At 69.8% G+C, this 26363-nt stretch carries 23 protein-coding genes; 14 read left to right on the forward strand and 9 right to left on the reverse strand.

The window, feature by feature from the left end; genetic code table 11:
* Positions 1 to 53 precede the first annotated feature (53 nt).
* A complete protein-coding gene (locus tag BJ988_RS09455) occupies positions 54 to 992 on the forward strand; it encodes an AraC family transcriptional regulator (protein ID WP_179657759.1) in 939 nt (312 codons plus the stop codon).
* 83 nt (positions 993 to 1075) lie between these two features.
* On the opposite strand, the gene BJ988_RS09460 is transcribed toward BJ988_RS09455, so the two are convergent.
* Positions 1076 to 1417 carry a YciI family protein gene (locus BJ988_RS09460; RefSeq protein ID WP_179657760.1) on the reverse strand — a complete coding sequence of 114 codons (342 nt, stop codon included), beginning with the start codon at positions 1415 to 1417 and terminating at the stop codon, positions 1076 to 1078.
* An 87-nt stretch (positions 1418 to 1504) separates the two neighbouring features.
* The gene (locus BJ988_RS09465) at positions 1505 to 1831 is read right to left on the reverse strand and encodes a hypothetical protein (protein ID WP_179657761.1); all 327 of its coding nucleotides are present in this window, start codon (positions 1829 to 1831) and stop codon (positions 1505 to 1507) included.
* A 358-nt stretch (positions 1832 to 2189) separates the two neighbouring features.
* Here BJ988_RS09465 and BJ988_RS09470 point away from each other — a divergent pair, with 358 nt between their 5' ends.
* Together BJ988_RS09470 and BJ988_RS09475 are read left to right on the forward strand one after the other, a co-directional pair.
* Complete coding sequence (locus BJ988_RS09470; protein ID WP_179657762.1) at positions 2190 to 2333, forward strand: hypothetical protein; 144 nt, start codon at positions 2190 to 2192, stop codon at positions 2331 to 2333.
* A 33-nt stretch (positions 2334 to 2366) separates the two neighbouring features.
* The gene (locus BJ988_RS09475; RefSeq protein WP_179657763.1) at positions 2367 to 2582 is read left to right on the forward strand and encodes a cation transporter; all 216 of its coding nucleotides are present in this window, start codon (positions 2367 to 2369) and stop codon (positions 2580 to 2582) included.
* 173 nt (positions 2583 to 2755) lie between these two features.
* On the opposite strand, the gene BJ988_RS09480 is transcribed toward BJ988_RS09475, so the two are convergent.
* From BJ988_RS09480 to BJ988_RS09495, 4 genes are read right to left on the reverse strand one after another with little or no spacing between them, the layout of a single operon-like run.
* Positions 2756 to 3013: an HPr family phosphocarrier protein gene (locus tag BJ988_RS09480; RefSeq protein ID WP_179657764.1), complete on the reverse strand. Its 258-nt coding sequence runs from the start codon at positions 3011 to 3013 to the stop codon at positions 2756 to 2758.
* A gap of 40 nt (positions 3014 to 3053) precedes the next feature.
* Positions 3054 to 5108: a PTS fructose transporter subunit IIABC gene (locus tag BJ988_RS09485; RefSeq protein ID WP_218861398.1), complete on the reverse strand. Its 2055-nt coding sequence runs from the start codon at positions 5106 to 5108 to the stop codon at positions 3054 to 3056.
* A complete protein-coding gene (locus BJ988_RS09490; protein ID WP_179657766.1) occupies positions 5105 to 6064 on the reverse strand; it encodes a 1-phosphofructokinase family hexose kinase in 960 nt (319 codons plus the stop codon). Before BJ988_RS09490 ends, BJ988_RS09485 begins: the two co-directional genes overlap by 4 nt.
* Positions 6061 to 6828 (reverse strand): DeoR/GlpR family DNA-binding transcription regulator, encoded by a 768-nt coding sequence (locus BJ988_RS09495; protein ID WP_179657767.1) that lies wholly within the window; start codon positions 6826 to 6828, stop codon positions 6061 to 6063. Before BJ988_RS09495 ends, BJ988_RS09490 begins: the two co-directional genes overlap by 4 nt.
* A 119-nt stretch (positions 6829 to 6947) precedes the next feature.
* Here BJ988_RS09495 and ptsP point away from each other — a divergent pair, with 119 nt between their 5' ends.
* The 4 genes from ptsP to BJ988_RS09515 all read left to right on the forward strand — a co-directional run bounded on the left by ptsP (position 6948) and on the right by BJ988_RS09515 (position 10773).
* The gene (gene ptsP / locus BJ988_RS09500; protein WP_179657768.1) at positions 6948 to 8624 is read left to right on the forward strand and encodes a phosphoenolpyruvate--protein phosphotransferase; all 1677 of its coding nucleotides are present in this window, start codon (positions 6948 to 6950) and stop codon (positions 8622 to 8624) included.
* A 95-nt stretch (positions 8625 to 8719) separates the two neighbouring features.
* Positions 8720 to 9184, forward strand: coding sequence for a hypothetical protein (locus tag BJ988_RS09505; protein ID WP_218860704.1), 465 nt, complete (start codon positions 8720 to 8722; stop codon positions 9182 to 9184).
* Positions 9185 to 9217: 33 nt separating this feature from the next.
* Complete coding sequence (locus BJ988_RS09510) at positions 9218 to 9640, forward strand: SRPBCC family protein (RefSeq protein ID WP_179657769.1); 423 nt, start codon at positions 9218 to 9220, stop codon at positions 9638 to 9640.
* Positions 9641 to 9681: 41 nt separating this feature from the next.
* On the forward strand, positions 9682 to 10773 hold the full coding sequence (locus BJ988_RS09515; RefSeq protein WP_179657770.1) for a beta-eliminating lyase-related protein: 1092 nt from the start codon (positions 9682 to 9684) through the stop codon (positions 10771 to 10773).
* A 29-nt stretch (positions 10774 to 10802) separates the two neighbouring features.
* Here BJ988_RS09515 and BJ988_RS09520 read toward each other — a convergent pair whose 3' ends face one another.
* Entirely contained in the window at positions 10803 to 11981 is a 1179-nt protein-coding gene (locus BJ988_RS09520) for a L,D-transpeptidase (protein ID WP_179657771.1), read from the reverse strand.
* Positions 11982 to 12124: 143 nt separating this feature from the next.
* Between BJ988_RS09520 and BJ988_RS09525 the strand changes: the two genes are divergently transcribed.
* Genes BJ988_RS09525 through BJ988_RS09535 form a run of 3 tightly spaced genes read left to right on the forward strand, consistent with a single transcriptional unit; the run spans position 12125 to position 17776 of the window.
* The gene (locus BJ988_RS09525) at positions 12125 to 13669 is read left to right on the forward strand and encodes a DUF3375 domain-containing protein (protein ID WP_179657772.1); all 1545 of its coding nucleotides are present in this window, start codon (positions 12125 to 12127) and stop codon (positions 13667 to 13669) included.
* On the forward strand, positions 13662 to 14414 hold the full coding sequence (locus tag BJ988_RS09530; RefSeq protein ID WP_246321450.1) for a DUF4194 domain-containing protein: 753 nt from the start codon (positions 13662 to 13664) through the stop codon (positions 14412 to 14414). Before BJ988_RS09525 ends, BJ988_RS09530 begins: the two co-directional genes overlap by 8 nt.
* A 2-nt stretch (positions 14415 to 14416) precedes the next feature.
* Positions 14417 to 17776 carry an ATP-binding protein gene (locus BJ988_RS09535; RefSeq protein ID WP_218861399.1) on the forward strand — a complete coding sequence of 1120 codons (3360 nt, stop codon included), beginning with the start codon at positions 14417 to 14419 and terminating at the stop codon, positions 17774 to 17776.
* A 12-nt stretch (positions 17777 to 17788) separates the two neighbouring features.
* Here the strand turns inward: BJ988_RS09535 and BJ988_RS09540 are convergent, their stop codons facing one another.
* Complete coding sequence (locus BJ988_RS09540; protein WP_179657774.1) at positions 17789 to 18910, reverse strand: calcium:cation antiporter; 1122 nt, start codon at positions 18908 to 18910, stop codon at positions 17789 to 17791.
* Between the two features lie 65 nt (positions 18911 to 18975).
* On the opposite strand from BJ988_RS09540, the gene BJ988_RS09545 reads away from it, so the two are divergent.
* From BJ988_RS09545 to BJ988_RS09555, 3 genes are all read left to right on the forward strand, one after another.
* Complete coding sequence (locus BJ988_RS09545) at positions 18976 to 20790, forward strand: gamma-glutamyltransferase family protein (RefSeq protein ID WP_425490828.1); 1815 nt, start codon at positions 18976 to 18978, stop codon at positions 20788 to 20790.
* A 394-nt stretch (positions 20791 to 21184) separates the two neighbouring features.
* Complete coding sequence (locus BJ988_RS09550; protein ID WP_179657775.1) at positions 21185 to 22474, forward strand: HNH endonuclease; 1290 nt, start codon at positions 21185 to 21187, stop codon at positions 22472 to 22474.
* Positions 22475 to 22596: 122 nt separating this feature from the next.
* Entirely contained in the window at positions 22597 to 22932 is a 336-nt protein-coding gene (locus tag BJ988_RS09555; RefSeq protein ID WP_179657776.1) for a DUF1048 domain-containing protein, read from the forward strand.
* 142 nt (positions 22933 to 23074) lie between these two features.
* On the opposite strand, the gene BJ988_RS09560 is transcribed toward BJ988_RS09555, so the two are convergent.
* Positions 23075 to 24727, reverse strand: a complete 1653-nt coding sequence (locus tag BJ988_RS09560; protein WP_218860706.1) for a GMC oxidoreductase — start codon at positions 24725 to 24727, stop codon at positions 23075 to 23077.
* 268 nt (positions 24728 to 24995) lie between these two features.
* Here BJ988_RS09560 and BJ988_RS09565 point away from each other — a divergent pair, with 268 nt between their 5' ends.
* Positions 24996 to 26339 carry a hemolysin family protein gene (locus BJ988_RS09565; protein WP_179657778.1) on the forward strand — a complete coding sequence of 448 codons (1344 nt, stop codon included), beginning with the start codon at positions 24996 to 24998 and terminating at the stop codon, positions 26337 to 26339.
* Positions 26340 to 26363: the final 24 nt, after the last annotated feature.

Here is a 26363-nt window from a genome sequence, read left to right on the forward strand (position 1 = left end):
ACGATCCATGGGTTGAAGGCTCTGATCGATAGGGGTTCGTCTACACTTTAGGTATGGATCCACTGAGCTCGCTCCTGTCAGGCATCCGTGCTGAAGGCTCCGTCGTGACCTCGGCCGTGCTGAGCACGCCGTGGTCCATCCGTTTTGTGGACGAGGCGGTACTGACGATGGTCACGGTGCTGCGTGGCGGCGGCGTGCTTCACCTCGCCGACGGAGATAACCGGAGGGTGAGGCCGGGGGAGACCGCGCTCGTACGCGGTCCTGCTCCGTTCTTGCTCGCCGACCGTGCCGACGTTGCGGATGACCCCGCGACGAGCTACGAGGTCGCCTGCTTCCTGTGCGAGGACGAGGACCACTACGTCGCGCCTTCACCCCACGCGGACGCGACGACCCTCGTGGTCGGCGTATACCGAACGGTGGGCCATCGATCGAACAGGGTCCTCGACACACTTCCGACAGTGCTGATCGTCCAGGAGGAGCCCGGCGTCTGCGACTGGATGGAATCGGTGGCCTGTGACGCTGCGAACCATCAACCTGGATCGCAGGCGCTCATGGACCGGATGCTCGACTGGGCCCTGGTGTGCACTCTGCGTACCTGGTTCGAACGAGTTGGCGCCGAGGCACCGGCGTGGTACCGCGGGCTGGCAGACCCCGTAGTCGGACCAGCCCTCGATGCGGTCCATCGCCGACCGACCGAGCGATGGACGGTGGCTCGAATGGCGGCCGAGGCCGGCGTGTCGCGGGCGCTGTTCGCCCGCCGATTCCGCGAGGTCGTCGGCCGTCCACCCTTGACGTACGTCACCGAGCATCGCCTCGACGAGGCATCCGATCTTCTGGTGAGTACGGACCTGGGCGTCGCACAGATCGCCAAGACGGTCGGATACGCCGACTCGTTCGGGTTCAGCGCGGCATTCAAGCGGGTCCGTGGCAGCAGCCCGACCGCGTTCAGACGCGCATCGTCATCCACTTCCCGCGGTTTTAACGATCGCTAGCAGTGATGCCTGGGCACGTTGTGCGATCGGGTTCGGCGAGCCGTGGTCAGGTGATCGCCTCCTGGACGTGGAGTGGGTCTATCTCAGAGGACTGGTCCGCGGACCTCTTGTGGCCAACCGCAGCCCTCCGCGAGCCGGCCGGCCCAGTACTTGGCGGTCTCGACGTCGGGTACGTCGACGACGACGAAGCCGCCGAGGTGCTCCTTGGTCTCGACGTAGGGGCCGTCGGTGACCACGGTGGTTCCGCTGGTGGCATCGGCGCTGTGGACGGTGTGGTCGTCTGCGAGGCCACCGCCGAACACCCAGACGCCGGCGTCCATCATCTCGCGGCTGACGGCGCTGGACGGCTCCACTCTGCTCTGGAACCACTCTTCGGTGTGGTCGCCGCACCACTGGGCGTTGAAGTAGATGATGTAGTTCGCCATGTCGACTCCTCGAGGGCAGGGCGGACCGGGTGTCCGCTCTCTACTGTTCCACGAACGAGCGCGACCGGATACGACAGTCGGACGACCTCAGTCCAGCTCGAATCGATCGCGACGGCCGTCCTCAGGCGTCGCGGTGACGCCTGGTTCGCCTGCGCCTGATGTGCTCGAGACCTCGTGATGGTGCCGATAGGTCCGGGCCAGGTCGCAGATCATGAACGCGACCAGTGCGCCGCCCCAGACCGCGAGGCCGACCCAGGCGAAGAGCTCGCCCATCGTGATGGCCTGTGATTCTGCTGATGCCAGCAGGTGAGCGTGCTCGGGTCTGGTCGGTTCGGTGCCGTTCGTATCGGCATCGGTGAGCGGTTGGGGCGACGACGCGCCCATAACCGATCGATCCCACAGGGTGGTCGTCATCTCTGAGCCTCCATCGGATGGTCCGACGAAGGTCTTCCTCAGCGGGTGCTCCGCGGGCCGGGCGGCAAGCCGTGATGACGACACGTGGCGATGGAGGTACTCCCCTTCGAGAACATGCTAACGCGGGCCGACTCAACTTCGACAGGGCTTCGACGCATCAATGGGAGCGTGGATGGTTACCGGCGGTCCACTCGATGAAGCAGTCTGGGTGACTACTTCTAGCCGCGTGGCAGGGAAAAGTGACACCACGATGAGTCGTCGGGTGCCGCGACCCCGGCAACAGTCCGGGGTCGCGGTCCGTTTCATCTGACACCGGTTTCCGGCCCACGAAGTGCCGACATGGGGCGATACTCGAGAGATGACGAAGCAGCCCCCGGAAGACTTCAGCAAGCTCCCGCCCTCGGTGCCGCTGGAGGAGACGGTCGCCTACCAGGCCGAGGAGATTCCGCTCGGTCCCGAAGGTGGTGGGGGCGGGATCGACGGCGCCGGAGACGGCGACTGAGCGCCGCTCGGTCGGGCGCCGGAAGCCGGATGCGTGTCACTGCGACCCCGGACGTACGACACCTGCAACCGCTGCGTCGAGACCGTGACGAGCGCTCTCGGTGACCTGGACGGAGTCCAGGGCGTCGAGGTCGATCTGAACCCGGGAGCCGTGTCGAGCGCCCGCGTCACCGCCGACGAGCCGGTCGAACCGAGGGTCCTCAGGTCCACGCTCGCCAAGGCCGGCTTCACGATCGCCCGGGACACCTGAGTGGTAGTCGGCCGTGCCCGACCTCGGCTCCCGCCGATTCTTCCCCGGCCCTCACCGCCGAACCTGAACTCTCCTACCTCGGTGGCCTTCACCATACGAACAAAGGTACTACCGCTACGCCTCGGACGAGGCCGGTCGTCGATATGGGTGCCGTGGGCCGGAAAGCCTCCCGCTCAGGCGTCGAGATCCTGCGCGACGAGCGCTGCGACGGCATCGACCGCGGCCTGGTCCTCGCCGGTGACCTCGACCTTGTCGCCGTTGGCGGCACCGAGGGTCATGATCAGCAGGGACGAGGCGGCGTCGACCGGCTCGCCGCCAGGAACGGCGAGAGTGATCTCGGCTCCGAGCTCTTCGACCTTCTCGGAGATGATCGCTGCGGGACGGGCGTGCAGGCCGACGGCGGAGCCGACGGTGACGGTCTGAGTGGGCATGATGCTCCTTCGTTTGATGGGTTCGAGACGTATGGCTGGTTCAGCTGGCCGCGCCGGCAGGAACCGGAGCGCGACCGATGGACTTGAGGGCGATCACGGCGGCTGCGCCGACGATCATGCCGGCGGCCAGTGCGATCAGGTAGCCGAGGATGTTGGTGACGGCGAAGAGCACGAAGATGCCGCCGTGAGGTGCGCGGACGCCGACCTCGAAGAGCTGGGAGAGGCCGCCGGTCACCGCGCTGCCGAGCATGATCGCCGGGATGACACGCATCGGATCGCCTGCGGCGAACGGGATGGCTCCCTCGGTGATGAACGAGGCGCCGAGCAGCCAGCCGGCCTTGCCGTTCTCGTGCTCTGCGTTGGTGAACAGCTGCGGACGTACGACGGTGGCCAGCGCCAGCGCGATCGGCGGGACCATCCCGGCGAGCATGACCGCGGCCATGATCCGCAGCTCGGGGGAGTCGGCGGCCAGCGAGGCGGCACCGACTCCGGCGGCGGCGAAGCTGTAGGCGACCTTGTTGAGCGGACCGCCCATGTCGAAGGCCATCATCAGGCCGAGCACCGCGCCGAGGGCGACGGCACTGGTGCCGTCGAGGGCAGCGAGGCCGTCGGTGAGCCGCTCCATAAGCCAGTTGATCGGCTTTCCGAGCACCACGATCATCACCAGACCGGCAAGGATCGAGGTCACCAGCGGGATCACCAGCACGGGCATCAGGCCCCGCGCCCAGCTCGGCACCCGCCAGCGGCTGACCCAGTGCGCGATCACGCCGGCCAGCACTCCGCCGGCGATCGCCCCGAGGAAGCCCGTCGCGGGTGCCGCGACGCCGTCGGCGTTGACCACGCCGAACAGGTTGACGGCCAGCGCGCCCATGATGAAACCCGGGGCGATGCCGGGACGGTCGGCGATGGCGTACGCGATGTAGCCCGCCAACGCCGGGATGAACAGCATGAACGCGGTCTTGCCGATCACGAAGAGCAGTGCGCCCAGGTAGACGGCGAGGGCGCTGTCGAACAGAGCGTGCTCGAGGCCGAGAGCCTGTACGTCGGGGAGGTTGGTCAGCGTGTTGTCGACCATGACCGCGCCGTAGACGTCGGTGATGTCGTAGCCGCCGAGCAGGAAGCTCAGCGCGATCAGCAGACCGCCGGCGGCGACGAACGGGATCATGTAGGAGACCCCGGTCATCAGGATCCGGCGGGTCCGGGCGCCCCAGCTCTCCGAGGTTGCGGTGGCGGTCTCGGAGGAGTCGCCCCGGTCGGACTCGACGCGCGCGGCGTGCGGGTCCGCGGCGGCAGCGAGCGCCTCGGCGATCATCGCGTCGGCGTCGTCGATCGGACGCTTGACCCCGGAGGAGACCAGCGGCTTTCCGGCGAACCGGCTTCGGTCGCGGACGCCGACGTCGACGGCGAAGATGGCGGCGTCGGCCTCGGCGATCGTCTCGGCCGGCAGGGGCGTCGCGCCGGCCGAACCCTGGGTCTCGACCGCGATCTCGACCCCGGCTCGCGCGGCCGCGGCCTGGAGCGCCTCGGCCGCCATGTAGGTGTGCGCGATGCCGGTCGGGCAGGCGGTCACCGCGACCAGGGAGCGCTTCTTCGTGGGGGCCGGCGTCGTTGCCGGCGCTGGGCTCTGAGCTCCGGTCTCTCCGTCGCCGACCGCGTCCAGGATGGTCTGGGCGGCCTCTGCGGCCGAGTCGGTCTCGCGCAGCATCCGGCCGAACTCAGGGCGGGTAAGCGCACGGGCCAGCTTGGTCAGGATGGTCAGGTGGGTGGCGTCCCCGCCCGCGGGTGCCCCGATCAGGAAGGCGAGATCGGCCGGCCCGTCCTTGCCGCCGAAGTCGACCGGGGGTGAGAGCCGGGCGAACGCCACCACGGGCTCGTCGACACCGGACGTACGGCAGTGGGGGATCGCCAGGCCGCCGGGGAGCCCGGTGGCGGAGACCTCTTCGCGGGCCAGCGCGTCGGCGATGAGCGCGTCCAGGTCGGTGGCACGGCCGGAGTCCGCCACGCGCTGCGCCAGGGCGCGGATGACGTCGTGCTTGTCGGGGCCGAGGTCGGCGTCGAGGGTCGCGAGCTCGGGGGTGATGAGTGCGGACATCAGAGTCCTCCGGTGATGGGGTCGAGGTCGCGTACGGACACGAGATCCGCGCGGACCTGGGGTGGGGTGGGGAGGGTGGTGCCGGGGAGGCCGGCGGCTGCACTGCCGTACGCGACGGCGAGCCCGAGACGCTCAGGGGCGGAGAGTCCGCGCAGGTCGGCGAGGAGATAGCCGAACAACGAGCTGTCCCCGGCCCCGACCGTGCTGACGACAGCGGTGGGGGGCGGGGTGGCGTGCCACGTGCCTTCAGCGGAGACGAGCACGGCACCGTTCGCGCCCAGCGTCGCGAGCACGGCCGCGACCCCGCGGTCGACCAGGGTCCGGGCTGCCGAGGCCGCGGCGGCCGGGTCGTCGAGGGTGGCCGCGTCGGTCCCGGTGATGGAGGCCAGCTCCTCGGCGTTGGGCTTGAGCAGGTCCGGTGCGCCGGCGGGGAGGCGGGCGGCGAGCGCCTCGAGGGGCGCCTCGCTCGTGTCGACGGCGATGCGAGCGCCGGTGGAGCGCAGCGCGCTCACGACCTCGGCGTACCAGCCTGCCGGCGCGCCGGGCGGCAGCGATCCGGCGAGAACGACCCAGCCGGCGTGCTCGGCCTCCTGGACGAGCCGGGCGGCGAGCGCATCGAGCAGCGCCGGCGTCGCGGTGGCGCCGGGACCGTTGAGCTTGGTGGTGGTGCCGTCGGGCTCGGTCACGGTGGTGTTGATCCGTGGCTGGCCGGCCGGTCCGACCGCGACCACGTCGAGGCCGGTGGCGCGCAGCTCGGTGATCATCGGGTCGAGGTCGGGGCAGGGGAACACGGCACGGGTGGGAACCCCCGCGGCGTACGCGGCTCCGGAGATGTTCACGCCCTTGCCCCCGGGCTGGGAGGTGGTGCTGCGGGCCCGCAGCACCTCGCCGCGGCGCAGCGGGCTGGTGAGCATCACGGTGTGGTCGATGCTCGGGTTGGCGGTCAGGGTGACGATCATGCGATCAGCACCTCCAGACCGCTCTCCCGGAGCTCGGTGGCGACGTCGTCGTCGATGTCGCTGTCGGTGACGAGCACGTCGACCTTGCCCAGCGTGGCGAAGCGCAACGTGGTCTCGACGCCGATCTTGCTGGAGTCGGTGAGGCACACGACCCGGCGGGCGGCGTCGACCAGCGCGCGCTTGGTCGCGGCCTCCTCGTGGTCGGGGGTGGAGAGGCCGTGGGCCAGCGTCAGCCCGTTGGTGGCCACGAAGCTGACGTCGACCCGCAGGCGGCTCAGGGCGTCCACGGTCTCGGCGCCGACGGCCGCCTGGGTGGCCGGCCGGACGCGACCGGGCAGCAGGTGGAGCTCGATCTGCGCGCTGCCGGCCAGCATGGCGGCGACGGGGACCGCGTGGGTCACCACGGTGAGCTGATGGTCGCGCGGAAGGGCGTGGGCGAACCTGCTGGTCGTCGTGCCTGCGTCGATCGCGATGGTGCCGCCGGCGGTGGGGAGGAGCGTGAGGGCGGCCTGGGCGATGCGGTCCTTCTGCGCGGGGTAGGTCTGCTCGCGCTCGCCGAGAGCGGACTCGAGCACGGCCATGGTCTCCACGGGCACCGCGCCGCCGTGCACCCGGCGGACCAGACCGCGTCGCTCCAGCGTGGAGAGGTCTCGGCGCACGGTCTCTGTGGTGACCTCGAAGCGCTCGGCGATGTCGGCCACGGATATCCGCCCGCGCTCGGCGACGAGACGGGCCGTCGCGATCTGTCGCTCTTCGGCGTACATCGCGGCCTCCTTCTATCGATGTGGTTTCGAGTGGGTTTCGGGCTTCAATGCGCCCACATATGTTGTTCTATGCCCGAATGTGTTGACTAGTCAAGGGTTCAGGGCGGATATTTGTGGCTATGGTCACGTCTCACTCATCTGTCCTCGCTGGCACTCCGGTGGTCCCGGGCATCGTGCTGGCGCCCGTCCATGTGGTGCGGACCGAGGTCGACCCCGCCGCGCTGGCGGCCTTCGAACGGCGCGGCTTCGACCAGCCCGAGGACGCCCTCGCGGCCTACGAGGCAGCCGCCACCGACGTCGCCGACGGCTACGCACGCCGGGCGGAGACCGCCTCCGGGGCAGCCGCCTCCGTCCTGAGCGCGAGCGCCGGCCTGGCACGTGACAAGGGGCTGAGGGTCGCCGTGGAGAAGCATCTGCGCGCGGGGGAGGGTCTGGTCGCCTCCATCGGTGCCGCGGTGGAGCAGTTCGTCACCCTGTTCAGCGGTATGGGCGGTCTGATGGCCGAGCGCGTCACCGACCTACGCGACATCGAGCGACGAGTGCTCGCGCACCTCGCCGGAGAACCCGAGCCCGGGGTGGACCTTCCGGAGGGCCCGTGCGTGCTGGTCGCCGTCGATCTGGCGCCCTCCGACACCGCCGCGCTCGACCCGGCCCACGTGGTCGCGCTGGTCACCGAGCGAGGTGGTCCCACCAGCCACACCGCGATCATCGCCCGCCAGCTCGGCATCCCGTGCTTGGTCGGCGTCGCCGGAGCAACCGGCATCGCCGCAGGCACCCCGGTGCTCGTCGACGGGCAGGCCGGCATCGTGGAGCTGGAGCCCGGCCCGGACGCAGCTGTCCGCGCTGAGGCAGACCTCGCCCGGCGCCAGGCGGTCGCGGTGTGGACCGGCCCCGGGCGCACCGCCGACGGCCACCCCGTGGCGCTCCTCGCCAACGTCGCCGACGGCTCCTCGGCACGCGACGCCTCCGCCGGTCAGGTCGAGGGCGTGGGCCTCTTCCGCACCGAGCTCTGCTTCCTCGACCGGCGCGAGGAGCCGACCGTGGCCGAGCAGGCCGACGTCTACGCCGAGGTGCTCGCACCCTTCGCGGGCCGCGGCCACGTCGTCGCACGCACCCTGGACGCGGGCTCGGACAAGCCGATCGCCTTCGCGACCCACGAGGGCGAGGAGAACCCGGCCCTGGGCGTGCGCGGTCTGCGGCTCGCCGCCGACAACCCGGGGCTCCTGGAGCGCCAGCTGGATGCCATCGCGATCGCCGCGGAGCGCACCGGCGCGGACACCTGGGTGATGGCGCCGATGGTCGCCACCGTCCAGGAGGCAGCCGACTTCGCCGCTCTGGTCCGTGCCCGCGGCCTCAAGCCGGGCGTCATGGTCGAGGTGCCGGCAGCCGCCCTGATGGCCCATCGGATGCTGGAGGTCGTCGACTTCCTCTCCATCGGCACCAACGACCTGACCCAGTACGCCATGGCCGCCGACCGGCTGGCCACCGACCTGGCCCACCTCACCGACCCCTGGCAGCCGGCAGTGCTGCAGCTCATCGCGATCACCGCCGAGGCGGGGCGTACGGCCGGCAAGCCCGTCGGGATCTGCGGCGAGGCCGCCGCCGACCCGCTGCTCGCGCCGGTGCTCGTCGGCCTCGGCATCACCTCGCTGTCGATGGCTTCCGCGGCCGTCCCTGCCGTCGGCGCGCGGATCGGCTCCGTGACCACCGGGTCGTGCGACGAAGCAGCCGAGGCCGCTCTCCGTGCGCTCTCGCCGCAGCAAGGCCGTGAGGCCGTGACGAAGGTTCTGGGCTGACCGCCGGCGACCGCATCTCCGGAGGTCGTGCTGGCAATTGTCGCTGCGCCACCTGCCATGCGGGGCTATCGTCCGGGCTCGTGTGGATAATCCCCGTGATCCTGCTCCTGGCCCTGGTCGGCCTGCTCGCCATCGTCGTGATGATTCTGCGGGGCGCGGTGGATGTTGCTACGCCAGAGACTTGGAAGGTGCCGGGCGCAGCATTGCGGGCGCTCGGTCTCCTGGCAGGCGGACTTGCGTTGGGCACGTACGCCTGGGGTCTTCTCCATGTCGCCGGAGCCTGGCTGGACGCGGCGGACGGAGGCACGAGCTCGTCGCCGCCTCCTCCGTGCCGCGATCATCTCGACGAAGCGCGCGCCATCCAGGTCGTGGGGTACGACCTCGATGTCGTCCCGCCCGGTTTCAATTGCGAGCTAACCGACGGCACGAGCGTCGAGATCCCCGTCGTCCCTGGATACATCACGCCGGCGGCGATGGTGCTCGGGGCGGTTGCTCTTGTCGGTCTCGGCGTTTCCACCAGACTGCAGTCGCGCACTGCGGTCGCGGGGGCCAAGCTCTAACCGACTTCGGGCCGCGTTGGCAGACTTGTGACCATGACGGCCCATTACACCTTCGCCGAGACCTGGGAGTTGCCGACGCCGGCGGAGGCGGTGCGGGATGTGCTGGTCGACGTGGAGCGGTATCCGCAGTGGTGGCCGCAGGTGCGGGCGGTGGCGAAGCTGGGGGAGGACGACGCGCTGCTGGTGTGCCGCTCGAGGCTGCCCTACGACCTGGAGATCGTGCTGCACGCGGTCAGCCGCGACCTGCCGACGCTGGAGGTCGGGCTCGGCGGCGACCTGGACGGCTTCGCGCGGTGGACGCTGACACCGGCCCCAGGCGGGAGCCGGATGGTGTTCGAGCAGGAGGTCGTCGTACGCGGTCTGCTCGGGCTGGCTTCGATCGCGCTGCGCCCGGTGCTCATCTGGAACCACCGGCAGATGATGCTCGGCTGCAAGCGAGGGCTGGTCGGTGGATAACGGGATGCTCGTGAACGCAGAAGGTCGCTACCGTGTGCGGCGTGAGCGAACCCGAGGCGAGCCTGGAACAGCAGCTCCGAGCGGCCATGGTCGGGTGCCGCGTCAGGGTCTTCCCGGCCTTCCCGAGTCCGGCGGAGCTCTTCGACGGTCTCGCCGCGGCATGCCGCGATCTGGGCATCGAGGAGTGGGACCAGTACGCCGAACGGGGTGCGGTGGCACGGCTCGAGGCTGAGGTCGGTGAGCTGTTGGGGAAGCCGGCGGCGTACTTTCCCTCAGGGACGATGGCCCAGCAGGTCGCGCTGCGGATCCACGCCGACGCAGCGGGCAATCGTCGGGTCGCGATTCCTGACCTCTCGCACCTGCTCCGTCATGAGGATGACGGTCCGCGGATCCTCCAGGACCTGCAGGTCGAGCACATCACCACGGGGCGCGAGATCGCAACGAAGGCACACCTGGACGCGATTCCCGGACCGCTGGCCGCATGTCTGGTCGAGCTGCCGCTGCGCGACGCGGGCTGCCTGCTGCCGAGCTTCGAGGACCTGACCGAGCTTTCCGATGCCTGCCGTCAGCGCGGTATCGCTTTCCACGTCGACGGGGCCCGGATCTGGGAGTCGCAGCAGTGGTTCGACAGGCCGTTGGCCGAGATAGCCGGTGTCGCGGACTCGGTCTACGTCAGCTTCTATAAGGGCCTCGGCGGCCTAGCCGGCGCGGCGCTGCTCGGCGATGAGGACTTCGTCGCTCAGGCGCGGCTGTGGCGCCACCGGATGGGCGGCACGCTCTACCGGTCAACGGCCGAGGCTGTGTCCGCGCTGGTGGGCCTCCGTGACCGCCTGCCTCGTCTCGCGGAGTGTGTGGAGTGGGGCCGGCAGATGGCCGCCGCGCTGCCGGCGTACGTCACTGTCCAGCCGCAGGTGCCGCACATCAACACCTTCCTCCTCTACGCCGTTGGCGACCCTGAGGCGGTCAACCGCCGTCTTCTGGAGACGGTGACCGCGGATTCGCTGGCATTCAGTCTGCCGTGGAAGGCGGCCGAGGAACCGGGCCGCGTGGTCACCGAGGTGACTGTTGCTCCCAACGCCCTCGCCCTGGACCCGGCAGACATCGCCGGCCGCTTCGCGACGCTCCTGGCCTGAGGCGCCGACCGATACGTGCCATGGCGCGATCAGCGCAGCGCTGAGCCCTTCTGATATTCGGCCCAGGACAGGTTCCAGTCGCCGAAGCCGTTGTCCCACTCCATCCGCCGGTCGGTGCCGACGGTGTCGACGATGTCGCCGACCCGGGCCAGGCCGTAGAGCCAGGCGGCGTTGGCGGTGGAGAGGCCGGTGCAGCCGTGGGAGACGTTGGCGTAGCCCTGGGAGCCGGTCGACCACGGCGCGGCGTGGATGAACTCGCCTGAGTTGGAGATCCGCATGGCGTACTCGACGTTGTCGAGGGAGTAGTAGTCGCTCGAGCTCTGGTCGGAGATGCCGATCGTCTCCGAGCGCATCTCCTTGACGCGGTGCTTCTCGGAGATGACCTTGATCCCTGAGCGGGTGGTGAAGCCGGGCTTGCCGGTGGTGATCGGGATCGTACGCAGCAGCTTGCCGTTGCTGAAGACCTTCATCTGGTGGGTGCGCGCGTTGACCTTGAAGACGTGCGCGTCACCGACCTTGTAGGTGGCGGTGCGGCTGTGCTGGCCGTAGACGCCGGCTCCGGCGGAGGCGCCGTTGATGTCGAGGTCGACCTTGATCGTGGTGCCAGGGGTCCAGTACTTCTGCGGGCGGTAGCGGGCCTCGGTGTCGGAGACCCAGTGCCAGGAGCCGGCCTGGGTCGGGGTGGAGGTGACGTGCATGCGCTTCTCGAAGGAGGCGTGGTCCTTGACCGGGAGGTCGAAGTAGACCGCGACCGGCATCCCGACGCCGACCTTGGTGCCGTCGACAGGGACGATGGTGGCGAAGGTCTGCTGGGCCAGAGAGAGCGAGCGGGTGGTGAAGCTGCTGGTGACGGTGCCGGTCTCACCGGTGGCGGTCACGGTGTAGCGCAGTGCCGGGTCGAGCAGGTCGTTGGCGGTCCACTTCGTCTTGTCCGTCGAGAGCGAGCCGGGCACGGTGCTTCCGTCGGGCCTGGCCACCTTCACGCTCGTGAACTCGCCCGAGGTCGCGGTGACGGTGACGGTGCTGTCGACCGGCACGTCCTTGGCTCCGTCGGCGGGGGCGATGTCGGCGGTCAGCGGCTTCGCCGACGGCGAGGCGGCAGACGACCCGCCCTTCGCCGAGTCCGGGGTCTCCGGGGCGCCGGCGCAGCCGGAGAGGGCGATCAGGGCCATCGTGGCCACGAAGACAGAGAAGGAACGAACCCGCATGGGACAACTATGCGGCAGGTGGCAACCGAATACTCAGCCCTGGACGCGCACGCGCCGAAGGTGTCGCGCGCCAGGAGGGATCCAGATGCTCCCGAGCGTGGGCGTTGTGGCGTTGTCGGCGGTGCCGCGTACGGTATCTGCCGATGAGTGAGACTCGCGTCGAGGCGGCGTACGCCGGGGCACTGGCCGCCTTCAAGAACCCGATGCTCGACCTCCTGCACGGTCGGTTCGCTCCGTTCGTGGTGGCGGTGCTCTCGGTGACCTTCACCTCCGATCGGGCGGCGGTGCCGGTGGTGGACGCGCACGCCGAGATCGGCGACATGCTGGACCGGCTCCGCGCCGCTGCCCTCGCTGATGGGAAGAGCGCCGAAGGTGAGAGCGGCGAGGTGATGCTCCCGGTCGGCACGGCGCGCGAGCTGTGCCGTCAGTGGGTGCGCTCCGGTTGGCTGCTGCGCCAGATCGAGGGCGAGGACGAGGTCTACCGGCTCTCGGCCCACGCGGTGGGTGCTCTGGAGGTCGCCGGACGGGCGAGCGGTTCGCGGGCACGGGTCTCCGAGTCGCGGGTCCGGACCCTCCTGGAGGCGGTCGAGCGGCTGGCCCAGGATGCTGACCCCGATGTGCTGACCCGGGTCGCCCGGCTGAGCGAGGAGATCGCCGAGCGGCGCGCCGAGATCGCCCGCCTGGACCGCACCGGTGTGGTCGACACGGTCGACGACGACACCCTGCTGGAGCAGGCCGAGAACATCCTCCACCTGACCCGCGAGCTCCCGGCCGACTTCGCGCGGGTGGTCGAGTCGATCCGGGCGATGCAGCGCGACGTGGTGACCGACCTGCGCCAGGACGTACGTCCGGCAGGCGAGGTCCTGCGCGAGTATCTTCAGCGCGGTAAGGACGTGATGGCCTCCACGCCGGAGGGCAAGGCGTTTGCGGGTGCGCTGCGGATGATCGGTGACCCGCGCCGCCTCGACGGCCTCGCCACCAACCTGCGCACGGTGCTGCGACATCGGTTCACCAGACAGATGGGTCCGCCCGAGCGGGCCGAGCTGGCCGCTGTCGGGCGCCGGATCGAGACGGGTGTCGCGGAGGTCCTGGCCGCGCAGCAGACCGCCTCGCACGTGATCACCACCCAGGTGCGTACGCACGACCCGGCCCGCGACCGGCAGGTCGACGACCTGCTGCGCGATGTGATGGTCGGGTTCCAGGCGTGGATGCCGTCCTCGCGGACCGCCGAGGCGGTCGAGCCGCTGCGCCGGCTCCCGGTCGCCGACCTGGGCCACCTGCGCCAGTCGGTCAGCGAGCTGCGTCCGCCCGAGCCGCCGGCGCCGCTGGCCGACTGGGGTGACGTGGAGAGCGCGGTCGAGGACACCAGGGCATGGGGCGGTCCGGGCTACCGGGCGATCGAGGCCCACCTGGACGCCTACGTCGCGGCCGGTGCGGGCGAGGAGGCGATCGATCTGGCCGAGGTCTTCGCGGCCGCGCCGGAGGAGATCCGGCGCCCGGTCGACCTGCTCGGGCTGCTCGAGGTCGCCCACCGCCGCGGGATGAGCGAGACGGGGGAGATCTCCACCATCGAGGCCGTCCGGGCGGACGGGGTGCGCCGCAGGTTCGCCTTCGGTGGGGTGAGGCTCAGCCCGCCGGTGGCGACAGTTGACGAACGGGCTGGCGAAGAGGATGGCGACGATGAGTGAGACCCAGACCGAGACCGAGGCAGGAACGTCCGTGGCCTACGGCAGCGAGCCGGAAGGCTTCATCGAGCCCGTCTCGATGGAGGACGACCCGACCGAGCTCTTCGTCGGCGACCACGGCGTCCTCGACGCCGACGTACGCCGGGTGCTGGTCCAGCTGCTGCGCCGCCGGTTCGTCACGGCGGAGCGGAACCCGCGCCAGTGGCGTACGTTGCTCGACCACCAGGCGGTGATCGAGTCGCGCCTCCACGACCTGTTCGTCCGGCTCGTCGTCGACCACGACCGCGGGATCGCCTACAAGCGGCAGGTGCGCTCGGAGGAGCTGGACGTGCCGGTGCTCCTCAAGGACGACTCCTACTCGCGGGCCGAGACGCTCGTGCTCGTCCATCTGCGCACCGTCTTCCAGCGCGAGCGCGGCGCGGGCGAGAGATCCGCGCGCGTCGACGCCGACGAGCTGGAGCAGACCGTGCTCACCTACTTCGACGTCGCCAGCGGCGACGCCTCCGCGCGCCGCGAAATCCGCCGGGCGGTCGACCGGCTCGCCCGGGAGGGGCTGATCGAGGAGGAGTCCGAGGACCGGTTCCGGATCACACCTCTGGTCGAGATCGTGCTGAGCGTCGAGAAGCTGGCCGAGCTCAAGGAGTGGCTGAGGGACCGTGTTGGTCTCGACACGCCTGCGCCTGGCGGCTCCGGCGGCTCGACCAGCGAGAACGACGAAGCCGAGTCCGGCGAGGAGACCGAGCAGTGAACATGATCGACAGCCTCTTCGGCCTCATCCCGGCGCGCTCGACCGGACGGCAGTGGATCGCGAGCGAGCTGCAGCTGGTCAACTGGGGCGGCTACGACGGCGCCCACCGGGTGCGGTTCTCGCCGACAGCGACGCTGCTCACCGGGGGTTCCGGATCGGGCAAGTCGACGCTGATGGACGCCTACATCGCGTTGATCATGCCGCACACGACGCCGTTCAACGGCGCCTCCAACGGCGGCGTGGTGGGCCGTCCGCGGGGTCAGGACCAGCGCAACATCCTCTCCTACGCGCGCGGCAAGATCGACGAGGCGAAGACCGCCGAGGGCACCAAGATCCGGGTGCTGCGCGGCGACGGCCGCGACACCTGGTCGGCGATCGCGATGACCTGGGTGGACCAGACCGGCTCCCGCTTCACCGCGGTCCGGTCCTGGTACGTCCCGGCGTCCGCCAAGAACCTCGACGACGTGACCAAGCTCCGGGCGGTGGCCGATGCAGACTTCGACGTTCGCGATCTGGAGCCGGTCGCGGCCCACCGGTTCACGCGCGCCTCGGTCTCCGAGGTCGGGCTGACCCCGATCGACACCGACCGCGACTTCACCGCGCGGATCCACTCGGCGCTCGGGATCGGCGCGGCCGGCGACGGCGAGAAGGCGGTCAACCTGCTCGGCCGGATCCAGGCCGGGCAGCAGATCACCACGGTCGACGATCTCTACAAGAAGATGGTGCTCGAGGAGCCCGCTACCCTCGCCACCGCCGACGGCGTCGTGGCCCACTTCGACGAGCTCGCCGCGACCCGCGACCGGATGGTCACCGCGCAGCAGCAGGTGCGTGCGCTGACGCCGATCCGGGAGCACCGGGCAACCATCGATGACGCCGCCGCCAGGCTGGAGGTCATCGACGGGATCGGCGACTTCGCCGACGAGACCACCCCGGCGGGCCTGTGGCGGGCCGGCAAGCGAGTCGACCTGCTCAGCGAGCTGGAGGCCGATCTCAGCGCCCGCAGGAGTGCGGCGGAGAAGGCGGTGGCCGAGAAGCAGGCTCTGGTCGAGGCCGCCGAGTCCGAGCGCGACGGCCTCATGGTCACTGTCGCCGCCTCCGGCGGCCGGCGTCTGGAGGAGGCCACCCGCGAGATCAGGGCCGCCGAGACCCGCGCGGACAACGTACGCCGCGCCCGCGAGGCACTGGACGGGGAGCTCGCCGTCCTCGGCGCCGTGGCGACCACGCCCGCCGAGTTCGAGAGCCTCCAGGCCGCCGCGCAGGCGGCCCTGGTCGATGACGACGCCCGCACGACCGCCCTCAACGCGTACGCCGCGGCGCGCTCAGCCGAGACCGCCGCCGCCGACCTGGTCGGCCGGCTCGAGGATGAGCTCGCCGATGCCGAGAAGACGAAGAACAACATCCCCGAGCCGCTGCGCGCCGCTCGTGCGGTGCTGGCCGAGGCGGCCGGGCTCAGCCCGGCGGAGATGCCGTTCGTCGGCGAGCTGATCGAGGTGCGCACCGAGCACGAGGCCTGGCGCGAGGCGTTCAACCTGGCGCTGGGCGGGTTCGCCACCACGATGCTCGTCGACGCGGCCCACGTGGGCGCCTTCCGAGCCGCGATCGACTCGGTGCGGCAACGGACACGGATCCGCTACGAGGCCGTCCCCACCGGGTTGAAGGACGGTGTGCACCCTCTGGACGAGGGCACCCTGCCGGGGCGTCTGGACTACCGCCGTGGCGTGTTCACCGGCTGGCTCAAGCAGCGCCTGAGGGAACGCCACGGCTACGTCTGCGTGCAGACTCCCGCGCTGCTCGCCCAGCACCGGATGGCGCTCACGGTCACCGGTCAGGTCTCGCAGGGGACCCGTGGCGCGCACGGCGGCCACGGTGCCGGCAACGTCCTCGGCTTCACCAACACCCGTCGCGTCGCCGAGCTCACCGAGCGCCTCGAGACTGCTCGCAAGGACGCGGAGACCGCGAAGGTCGTGGTCGTGGAGACCGAGCGGGCCATCAAGCAGCTCGACCTGCGGCGTACGTCCTTCAAGGCGGTCTCCGCACTGACCTGGGACCAGGTCGACGTGGCTGGTGCCGAGGACGAGCGGGACCGGTGGGCATCGGTGATCGCCGAGGTCACCGCCGAGAACCCGGAGATCGCCACGCTCCAGGAGCGTCTGAAGAGCGCGCGGGCCAAGGTCGACTCGCTGCGCGAGGGCATCGGCGCGGCCAAGAGCGCCTTCCAGACCCTCGACGAGCGCTGGAGCGACGTGGTCGAGCAGGTCGACCGTGCAAAGGACGCGCTGGAGGACGCTGCGGCCTCGGGCACCGACGTCGCCCCCGCCCAGGCCGACTATCTCGAGCAGCTCTTCAAGGCCTCCGGTGGCGAGGGAGCCGGCCGCCGCGAGGACGCGCTCGCCGAGCTCGACGCGGTCTTCGCCCGGGCGAGCGAGAGCCTCGCCGCAGACCGGGCCGGTGCACAGGAGGCGATCGGGACCGCCCGCGTCCAGCTCCGGCAGACCTTCGAGGCCTTCCTCGAGCGCTGGCCCAACCCGAACCTCCACACCGACCCGGACGACTCCTACGCCGACTTCGACCGCCTCCTCGACGAGCTGCAGACCAGCGGTCTGCACGAGCTCGAGGTCGAGTGGCGCGACTCCCTGCTCAAGCTGTCGGGCAACGACCTGACGAACCTCGACTCGACCCTGTCACGCGCGGTGCGCGAGATCCGCGACCGGATCGACCCGATCAACCAGATCCTCGCCGGGCTCCCGTTCAACGACGACGCCCACCGGCTCCGCATCGACACCCAGGAGGGCCAGTCGGCGGTGCGCGGGCGATTCCGCAAGGAGCTGCGCTCGGTGCGCGACCTCATCGAGAAGGCCTCGACCAACGAGACCCGGGAGCAGGCCTACACCCGAATGACGCGGCTCATCGACCGGATGCGCCGCACGGCCCCTGACTTCGCCGACCTGATCGACGTACGCAATCACGTCCACGTCAGCGCCGAGAAGGTCACCGCCGACACCGGTGAGCACGTGGCCCTCTACGACCACATCGGCGAGAAGTCCGGTGGCGAGTCGCAGGAGCTGGTCGCCTTCATCGTCGGCGCCGCGCTGCGCTACCAGCTCGGTGACGCCGGCGCCGAGCGACCGCGCTACGCACCGGTCTTCCTCGACGAGGCGCTGATCAAGGCCGACGCCCGCTTCACCGGCCGTGCCATCGGCGCCTGGCGGGGTCTGGGGTTCCAGCTCATCATCGGCGCCCCCAACGACAAGCACAGCGCCATCGAGCCGCACGTCGACGTCCAGTACACGGTGCTCAAGGACGCCGCGGGCCACTCGTTCCCGAAGCTCGAGGTGGGACTCGAGGAGACGCCCGCTCCCTGAATCGGCGGACGCTCAGGGCTGCATCGACAGGAACAGGAACGACGCCAGCAGGACCAGGTGGACGAACCCCTGCAAGGCGTAGACGCGACCCTGGACGACGGTCAGGCCGGTGACGAAGACGGTGATGACCAGGAGCACGATCTGGGTCGGCTCGAGGCCGAGCTCGAGCGGGCCGGTGAGCCAGATCATCGCCACGGCGAGGGTGGGGATGGTGAGACCGATGGAGGCCATCGCCGAGCCGTAGGCGAGGTTGAGGCTGGTCTGCACCCGGTCGCGGGAGGCGTTGCGCACCGCGGCGATGGACTCCGGGGCGAGGACGAGCAGGGCGATCACGATACCCACGACGGCGTACGGGAAGCCCAGGCTCGCCACGGTGCTCTCGATCGTGGGGGAGAGGACCTTGGCCAGGCCGACGACGGAGACGAGCGAGACCAGGAGCAGTCCGAGGCTGAGCGCGGACTCGCCGGTCGTGGGCGGGTCGGCGTGGCCGTCCTTGTCGAGGTCGACGAGCCCGGTCATCCGGCCGTGCTCGTCGCTGGTGACGGGGAGGAAGAAGTCGCGGTGTCGGACGGTCTGGGTGAAGAGGAAGGCGACGTAGAGAGCGAGCGACGCGACCGCGGCGAAGGCCAGCTGGGAGGTGGAGTACTGCGCGCCCTTCGCCGACGTGGTGAAGGCCGGCAGCACCAGGGTGAGCCCGGCCAGGGCGATCACCGTGGCTACCGCGGACCCGGTGCCGGCGGCGTTGAAGCTGACCAGCCCGTGCTTGATGGCGCCGACCATGAGCGAGAGCCCGACGATGCCGTTGAGCGTGATCATCACTGCGGCGAAGACGGTGTCCCGGGCGTAGGTGCTGGTGTTGTCACCGCCGCTGGTCATCAGCATCACGATCAGGCCGACCTCGATCACGGTCACCGCGACGGCGAGGATGAGCGACCCGAACGGCTCACCGACCTTGTGTGCGACCACCTCGGCATGGTGGACGGCGCTCAGCACCGCGCCGACGAGCACCGCCGCCACCACGGCGAGGATGGTCCAGTGGTCGTGGCGAAACCAGGCGAGCGCCAGCACCACCATGGCGAGGACGGGCACGACCACTGACCACTGCATACGGCCCCGGACCGCTGACGCACTCATGGGGCGACCCTATCCCGTGACGGCCCGCCGACAAGCCGCCCGGTTCTCGCTCGTAGCCTGGGTCTGTGCCCTTCGACACTTCGAAACCGTCCCCCTCTCGCTACACGCCTCCGGCCGCCTTCAAGACCCGTCCCGACCTGCTTGGAAGGTTCGGCATGGTCGGCTCGACGCACTGGCTGGCCAGCGGCACCGCACAGGCCGTGCTCGAGCGTGGGGGCAACGCCTTCGATGCGGTGGTCGCCGGCGGGTTCGTTCTGCACGTCGTCGAGCCCCACCTCAACGGGCCCGGTGGTGACCTGGTCGGGATCTTCGCACCTACCGGCGGTGAGGCGACGGTGCTGATGGGTCAGGGGCCGGCGCCCGCGGGGGCATCTGTCGAGCAGATGCGGGCAGAGGGGCTCGAGCTGGTGCCCGGCTCCGGGGCGCTGGCGGCCGCCGTCCCAGGTGCGGTCGACGCCTGGCTGATGCTGCTGCGCGACCACGGCACCTGGGAGCTGGGAGACGTGCTCGCCTACGCCATCGACTATGCCCGCAACGGCCATCCGATCCTGGGCCGGGCGGTCTCCACGATCGCCGCGGTGGCCGATCTGTTCCGCGACCACTGGCCCACCTCGGCCGCCCACTGGCTCGTCGACGGCGAGCCGCCGGAGCCGGACACCATGGTCCGCAACGAGGCCTACGCCGCGGTGCTCGACCGCCTCGTGGCTGCCGGGGACGGCGCCGAGACCCGTGCGGAGCGCATCGGCGCCGCCCGTGCCGCCTGGGGCAGCGGATTCGTCGCGGAGGCGATCGATCGGTTCGTACGCACCCCGCACCGCCACTCCTCCGGAACCGATCATTCCGGAGTGATCAGGTCGGCCGACATGGCCGGGTTCTCGGCTGCGTACGAGAAGCCGGTGACGACCGAGTTCCGCGGCCACACGATCGCGAAGGCAGGGCCGTGGACCCAGGGTCCCGTGCTGCTGCAGACGCTCAACCTGCTCGAGCCGCTGGACGACGCGCTGCTCGACCCGAGCCAGGCGGAGGGCGCGCACACGATCCTGGAGGCGACCAAGCTCGCCTTCGCCGACCGCGACGCCCACTACGGCGACGGTGCCGACCCGGACGTGATCGAGACCCTGCTGTCCAAGGAGTACGCCGCGACCCGCCGCCCCCTGATCGCCGATGCCGCCTCGGCCGAGGTGAGGCCCGGCCTGGGCGCGAAGACCTTCCCGCCGCTGCGAGAGACCTACGACCCGGCCGCGGCCGCGTCCGGGGTGGGGGAGCCGACCGTCTCACGAGAGGGCGAGACCCGCGGCGACACCTGCCACATCGACGTCGCCGACCGCTGGGGCAACATGATCGCGGTGACCCCGTCGGGCGGGTGGCTGCAGTCCTCGCCCACGATCCCCGAGCTCGGCTTCTGCCTCGGCACCCGGCTGCAGATGACCTGGCTGGAGCCGGGCCTCCCGTCCACGCTCCGGCCCGGGTCCCGTCCGCGGACCACGCTCACCCCGACGCTGGTTCTTCGCGACGGTCAGGCCGTGACTGCCGTCGGCTCGCCTGGTGGCGACCAGCAGGACCAGTGGCAGCTGCTCTACCTGCTGCGGACCATCGTCGGGGGCTACTCACCCCAGGAGGCCATCGACGCTCCGGCGCTCCACTCGACGTCCTTTCCCGGCTCCTTCTGGCCGCGGACCTGGACTCCGGCTGGGGCGGTGCTCGAGGATCGGCTCGGAGCTGAGGTCGTCGCGGACCTGCGTCGGCGTGGGCATGTCGTCGAGCTGGGTGGGGACTGGTCGCTTGGGCGGCTTTCTGCGGTTGCTCGGGATCCTTTGACTGGGATGCTGTCTGGTGCTGCTAATGCTCGGGGGGCTCAGGGGTATGCGGTTGGGCGTTAGCGTGCTCGGGGGTCGGGCTGGCTGCCGCTGGTCGAGCTTCTCTTCGCTGGTCGAGCCGCCGGAGCCGCTAGGCGGAGGCGTGTCGAGACCAACACGGTTCTGGTCGGGGAAACCTCACTGAGCGACTGTTTCTTCGTTTCCAGGTTCGCCGCCGACCCTTTCCTCGAGTGTTTCTCGATCATGCGCCGCGTCAAGGACGGGCTTCGCCCGCCGCTTCGCGGTGGCCTTCGGCCATCCTTGACTCGGCACCTGATCGAGAAAGATTTCGCCTATATCGGGGCGGCGGCGAGGGTGTGGCGCGGGGTTCAGGTTGCTTGTTCGCTGACTGCGTAAATCGGGTCTGACCAGCACAAACAGGTAGCCACGGGTGACTCTTTCACATATAATGAGGCGTATGAACGAGACCGTCGACCAGCTCCTCACCGGGCCGCCCCTGGGTGCGTCCGAGGGTGAGCTGGTCGACTGGATCAGTCGGCTCGAAGAAGTGAAGTGCATCGCTGAGGCTGTTCAGGCAGAAGCGGCCGTACGCCTCGACGAGGCCACCCGGGCACGCCAGGCCGAGGCCGGGATCCCTGCCCGCAAGCTGGGTGAGGGCGTCGCCTCTCAGATGGCGTTGGCACGGCGGGTCTCACCGGCCAAGGGCGCCAAGCTACTGGGACTGGCGACGATCCTTGTTGCGGAGATGCCACACACCTTCGCTCTGATGAAGGCGGGCCTGTTCTCGCAGTGGCAAGCCACCATCCTCGCCCGGGAAACCGCCTGCTTGTCCCTGGAGAACCGCCGAGTGATCGACTACCAGCTCTGCTCGCCCGGTTCGGACGGTGAACCACCTGCGGTGGTGACGATGGGACTGCGACAGCTCGAGAACGCCGCCAAGAAACTCGCCATCACCCTCGACCAGGAATCCGTCGTCAACCGAGCCGCGAACGCAGAGAAGGACCGCCGGGTCAGCGTGCGGCCGGCACCGGACACCATGACCTGGCTCGGCGCGCTGCTGCCGATCAAGGACGGCGTCGCGGTCTATGCGGCGTTGGACCAGGCAGCCAAGGCCGCGCAGGCTGCTGGCGATGAACGAACGAGGGGTCAGGTCATGGCCGACACCCTCGTGAACCGAGTCACCGGCCGCACCGGCACCGAGGTGAAGCCTCGGATCGAGGTCAAGATCGTGATGACCGCCGACGCCCTCGCCAACGACACCGATCAGCCGGCCATGGTCGAGGGCTACGGTCCCGTTCCTGCCGTGTGGGCCCGTGAAGCGCTCGCTGACGCCGAGGTGTTCGTGCGGCGTCTGTTCACCGACCCAGCCGGGCAGCTGGTCGCGATGGAGTCCCGCTCCCGCAAAGCCCCCGACGGCCTGGCCGAGTTCATCGCGACGCGCGACGGCGGGATCTGCCGCACCAACGGCTGCGACGCCCCGATCCGCAACGTCGACCACGTCGAACGCCACGCTGACGGCGGCCGCACGAGTGCCGAAAATCTCCAAGGTCTCTGCGAGCGGTGCAATCAAGCGAAAGAAGCTCTCGGTTGGCAGGCCAGACCAGGACCAGACGGCAGCATCATCACCATCACACCCACTGGCCACACATACACGAGCCCACCACCCGACACCTGGCGACCAGACCCACCACCACTGTCCCGAGCAGAGTTCATGCTGCGCGACGTACTCCTCGACGTCGCGGCCTGAGAGTCGCGCTGTCGAACTTTCTTCGGATCGGTGCTTGACCTTGACCCTGCGTCAGGGCTGCACGCTTCTTCCACGGCCCCAAACCGGGCGCCGAACGAGAACACCGATCAAAGGAGCACGACATGAACAACCTCCTGAGCCGCCTGGTGGGCGACAAGAAGGAATGGAAGCGCATGGAGGCCCGCGCCGCCCAGCTGCCCTCCGACTACCGGACCGTCTACGGCGAGATGAAGAGCTACATGTGGCGCTTCACCGCCGGTGACGGGATGGACATCGTCGCCATCCTTCGCGACGTCCTCGACCTCTTCGAGAGCGAGGCCGCCGCCGGACGGCCGGTCATCGACGTCACCGGGACCGACCTGGCCGCGTTCTGCGACGCCCGACTGCCGGAGCAGCACGACGCGTATCGGGCGAAGCTGCGGGCCGACCTGAACGCGGTTGTCCACGGCCTGTCGTGAGGCCGCCCGCAAAACGTAAGAGCCCCGCTGGAGTCTCGGGTCTCCAGCGGGGCAAGAGCAATGTTGCCTCATCACCTAAGGGCTTGTCACCCCTTTCCGGCAAACTTTGCAGAATTTCGCATTGCAGGGTTCTGCTAGGCGCTCAGATGACTGTGCCGACGTCGTTGGCGACGATGTTGTCCATCGCGCGCTCGGCGACGGCGGCGATGGTCATCGACGGGTTGCACGCTCCGGTGGTGCCGGGGATGAGGGCGCCGTCGAGGACGTAGAGACCCTCTTGGCCCTGGACACGGCCGTCCAGGTCGCAGACCGTGCCCATGTTGGCGCCGCCGAGCGGGTGCCAGGTGCTGTTGACGATGGCGTTCGTGTCGATCAGGGCACCGATGCCGCCACTGATCTTCGAAACCCGCTCGTGGATGGCGCGATAGCTTGCCGAGTCGCCGCCGAAGGGGAAGCGCAGACTCACCGAGTCGGTCAGCGAGCTGTAGCGGAAGCTTCCCCGGTCGGCACTGACCCCGAAGCCGACCAGCATGGTGGCGCCCAGATCGAGGCCGAGGGGGAGTGGTGGCAACGACGCCTGGATAACGGTGTTGGCCGTGGTCGGGTCGGCCCAGTCCTGACTCTGGTAGACGACGGGCCCACCCTGTGTACCGGTGAGGTTCTCGTCGAAGGGGCGCCACATGTAGATCCGGTCGCCGTTGGTGCCCCAGCCCTGGCCGAGCTGGTCGGGAAGGTCGGGGATGGTGCCGGTGGCTGCGGCGCGGACCAGGAGCTTGCTGGTGTTGAGCGAGCCCGCCGCCATCACGAGCGCGCGGGTCGTCAGGATCTTCTGCTCGATCACGTCGCCGGCGTCGTCGGTGCGGTCGACGTGGATCTCCCAGCGGCCGTCGGCGGCGCGAGCCACGGAGGTCACGTTGTGGCGGGTGGCGACGTGCACGAGTCCGGTGGCCTCGGCCTGCTTGATGTAGGTGACGTCGACGGAGTGCTTGCCGCCGTTGTTGACGCCGAGGGCACAGTCGCCGTTGGTGTAGGACGGAGCCATCTCGCCGTTCAGCTCCGCGAGCGCGTAGGACCAGTCGATCGGCATCGGGATCTTCTGCAGGTCATAGCCCGCGGCCTCGACGCGTTTGCCAAAGGTGCGCGAGACCCGATAGCTGTCCGAGGCAATCAGCTCGTCAGGTGCGGTCGCGGCGCCGAGCATCCTGGCGACACGCGGGTAGTGGACCCGGTCCATGAGGTCGTAGTCGAGCTCGTTGGGGAGCCAGGTGTTGAAGACCTCCGCGGAGGGTTGCAGTGTCATGCCCTGGTAGACCAGCGAACCGCCGCCGACGCCGGCCGCGCACATGGCGAGCATGTTCTGGCCGAGGATCGGCTCGAGCAGGCCGACGTACGGGCCGAAGTCCAGGGGAGTGCCGAGCAGCCTCTGCAGCGGCTTCAGCGCGGCGGGTGCGGTCGTGTGGAACAGCACCCGCTTGTCGAGCGTACGCACGGTCGGGAAGGTCTGCGCGTCCGGTCCCGTCGGCCAGCGGCGACCGCGCTCGAGCACGGTGACCGGCACCCCGGCCTCGGCCAGCCGGAGCGCGGCGACCCCGCCGCCGAACCCGGAGCCGACGACCACTGCCCGGTGCTCCTCCCGAACCAGTCGTACGCGACGGGGCGACGCAGCCGCGGCCGGGCCGGCGATCAGCCCGGACGCGGCGCCGGCGACACCGGCGGCACCGGCCAGGAACGTACGCCTTGTGGCTGCCGGCCAGGAGGCGGCAGGCGCGGACGTGGACAACGAGGACTTGGTCAAGGGGGCTCCCTCGGCTCGTGGATCGTCGGTTACTGCCGCGTAAGAGTTGACGAATGACCCCAACGTGTCAAGGCTCACGCCGCCGTTCTGGACAACGGTGTCCGGAACGCGACATGTGCTGGGCGAGGGCAAGCCGGCAACGCAGGCGGCGCAACCGCAGCCATGTAGGCTGTCGGCACTTCCAACAGCTAAGGACGATCTGAACCCCGATGGACGGACCGCAACCCGGCCAATATCCACGCTCGCTGCGGCAATCGAGGTCGGCCTGATGACCGAGATGCTGTTCATTCTCCTGGCGCTGCTGCTGGTCGCCGCCTGTGGAGTGTTCGTGGCAGCCGAGTTCTCTCTGGTCACCGTCGACCACTCCCAGGTGGAGATGGCCGCCGAACAGGGCGACAAGAGCGCCCAAGGCGTGCTCCGCGCGATGAAGGAGCTCTCCAGCAACCTCTCCGGCGCACAGGTCGGCATCACTGTGACCAACCTCGGCATCGGCTGGATGTCGGAGCCGGCGATCGCCGAGCTGATCGACCAGCCACTGCTCGACACCGGACTTCCCGCAGGTGCAGTGGGGCCGATCGCGGTGACGATCGCACTGACCCTCTCCACGATCGTGACGATGCTCTTCGGTGAGCTCGTCCCCAAGAACCTCGCCCTGTCGCTGCCGCTGCAGACCGCGCGCGTCACCCAGGGGCCGATGCGGGCCTTCACCCGGATCATGCGCGGGCCGATCAAGGTGCTCAACGGCACCGCCAACGCGATCGTGCGCCGCCTCGGCATGGAGCCGCAGGAGGAGCTGCGCTCCGCGCGCAGCTCGGCCGAGCTGTCCTCGCTGATCCAGCGCAGCGCCCACCAGGGCACCCTCGACGCCGACACCGCCGAGCTCATGGAGCGCTCGGTCGAGTTCGGCACCCGCACGGCGGGGGAGATCATGACCCCGCGCGTACGCGTCAACAGCCTCGACCACAACGACCGTGCAGAGGCGCTGATCGAGCTCACCCGACGTACGGGAAACTCCCGCTTTCCGGTGCTCGACGACAACGAGGCCGTGGTCGGCACCGTGCACGTCAAGGCCGCCGTGGCGCTGCCGGTGCACGAGCGGCCCACGGCCAAGGTCAAGCACCTCATGGTGCAGCCGGTCGTCGTGCCCGACTCACTCCGCCTCGACCCGTTGATGGCCCTGCTGCGATCCGAGGGGTTCCAACTGGCCGTGGTGCTCGACGAGTACGGCGACCAGGCCGGCATCGTCACCCTCGAGGACGTGATCGAGGAGATCGTCGGCGACATCGCCGACGAGCACGACCCGCTCAGCGCCCGGGCCCGGCTGCGCCGCGACGGCAGCTGGTCTCTCTCGGGGCTGCTGCGTCCCGACGAGGTCGAGGACATCACCGGTGTCGTCCTGCCCGAGGGCGAGGACTACGACACGATCGCCGGTCTGATGCTCAGTCTGCTTGGCCGCATCCCCGAACGCGGCGCGAACGAGGAGCTGGCTGTTCCCGGAACCCCGCCGCCGGACTCCGATGACCACGACGTGTACGCGAGGTACGTGAGGCTCACCGTGGAGGTCATGGACGGGCGCAGGATCGACCGGATCTCGATGAAGGTGATCGGCTAGTGAGCGAGCGTCAGCGAGTGAACC

Source organism: Nocardioides panzhihuensis (assembly GCF_013408335.1).
In the GTDB taxonomy this organism is placed as follows: Bacteria; Actinomycetota; Actinomycetes; order Propionibacteriales; family Nocardioidaceae; genus Nocardioides; species Nocardioides panzhihuensis.

Coding starts and splice junctions, on each gene's coding strand:
- BJ988_RS09455 (WP_179657759.1), top strand. CDS start 54: ATGGATCCACTGAGCTCGCTCCTGTCAGGCATCCGTGCTGAAGGCTCC.
- BJ988_RS09460 (WP_179657760.1), bottom strand. CDS start 1,417: ATGGCGAACTACATCATCTACTTCAACGCCCAGTGGTGCGGCGACCAC.
- BJ988_RS09465 (WP_179657761.1), bottom strand. CDS start 1,831: ATGACGACCACCCTGTGGGATCGATCGGTTATGGGCGCGTCGTCGCCC.
- BJ988_RS09470 (WP_179657762.1), top strand. CDS start 2,190: ATGACGAAGCAGCCCCCGGAAGACTTCAGCAAGCTCCCGCCCTCGGTG.
- BJ988_RS09480 (WP_179657764.1), bottom strand. CDS start 3,013: ATGCCCACTCAGACCGTCACCGTCGGCTCCGCCGTCGGCCTGCACGCC.
- BJ988_RS09490 (WP_179657766.1), bottom strand. CDS start 6,064: ATGATCGTCACCCTGACCGCCAACCCGAGCATCGACCACACCGTGATG.
- BJ988_RS09495 (WP_179657767.1), bottom strand. CDS start 6,828: ATGTACGCCGAAGAGCGACAGATCGCGACGGCCCGTCTCGTCGCCGAG.
- ptsP (WP_179657768.1), top strand. CDS start 6,948: ATGGTCACGTCTCACTCATCTGTCCTCGCTGGCACTCCGGTGGTCCCG.
- BJ988_RS09510 (WP_179657769.1), top strand. CDS start 9,218: ATGACGGCCCATTACACCTTCGCCGAGACCTGGGAGTTGCCGACGCCG.
- BJ988_RS09520 (WP_179657771.1), bottom strand. CDS start 11,981: ATGCGGGTTCGTTCCTTCTCTGTCTTCGTGGCCACGATGGCCCTGATC.
- BJ988_RS09525 (WP_179657772.1), top strand. CDS start 12,125: ATGAGTGAGACTCGCGTCGAGGCGGCGTACGCCGGGGCACTGGCCGCC.
- BJ988_RS09530 (WP_246321450.1), top strand. CDS start 13,662: ATGAGTGAGACCCAGACCGAGACCGAGGCAGGAACGTCCGTGGCCTAC.
- BJ988_RS09535 (WP_218861399.1), top strand. CDS start 14,417: ATGATCGACAGCCTCTTCGGCCTCATCCCGGCGCGCTCGACCGGACGG.
- BJ988_RS09540 (WP_179657774.1), bottom strand. CDS start 18,910: ATGAGTGCGTCAGCGGTCCGGGGCCGTATGCAGTGGTCAGTGGTCGTG.
- BJ988_RS09550 (WP_179657775.1), top strand. CDS start 21,185: ATGAACGAGACCGTCGACCAGCTCCTCACCGGGCCGCCCCTGGGTGCG.
- BJ988_RS09555 (WP_179657776.1), top strand. CDS start 22,597: ATGAACAACCTCCTGAGCCGCCTGGTGGGCGACAAGAAGGAATGGAAG.
- BJ988_RS09565 (WP_179657778.1), top strand. CDS start 24,996: ATGACCGAGATGCTGTTCATTCTCCTGGCGCTGCTGCTGGTCGCCGCC.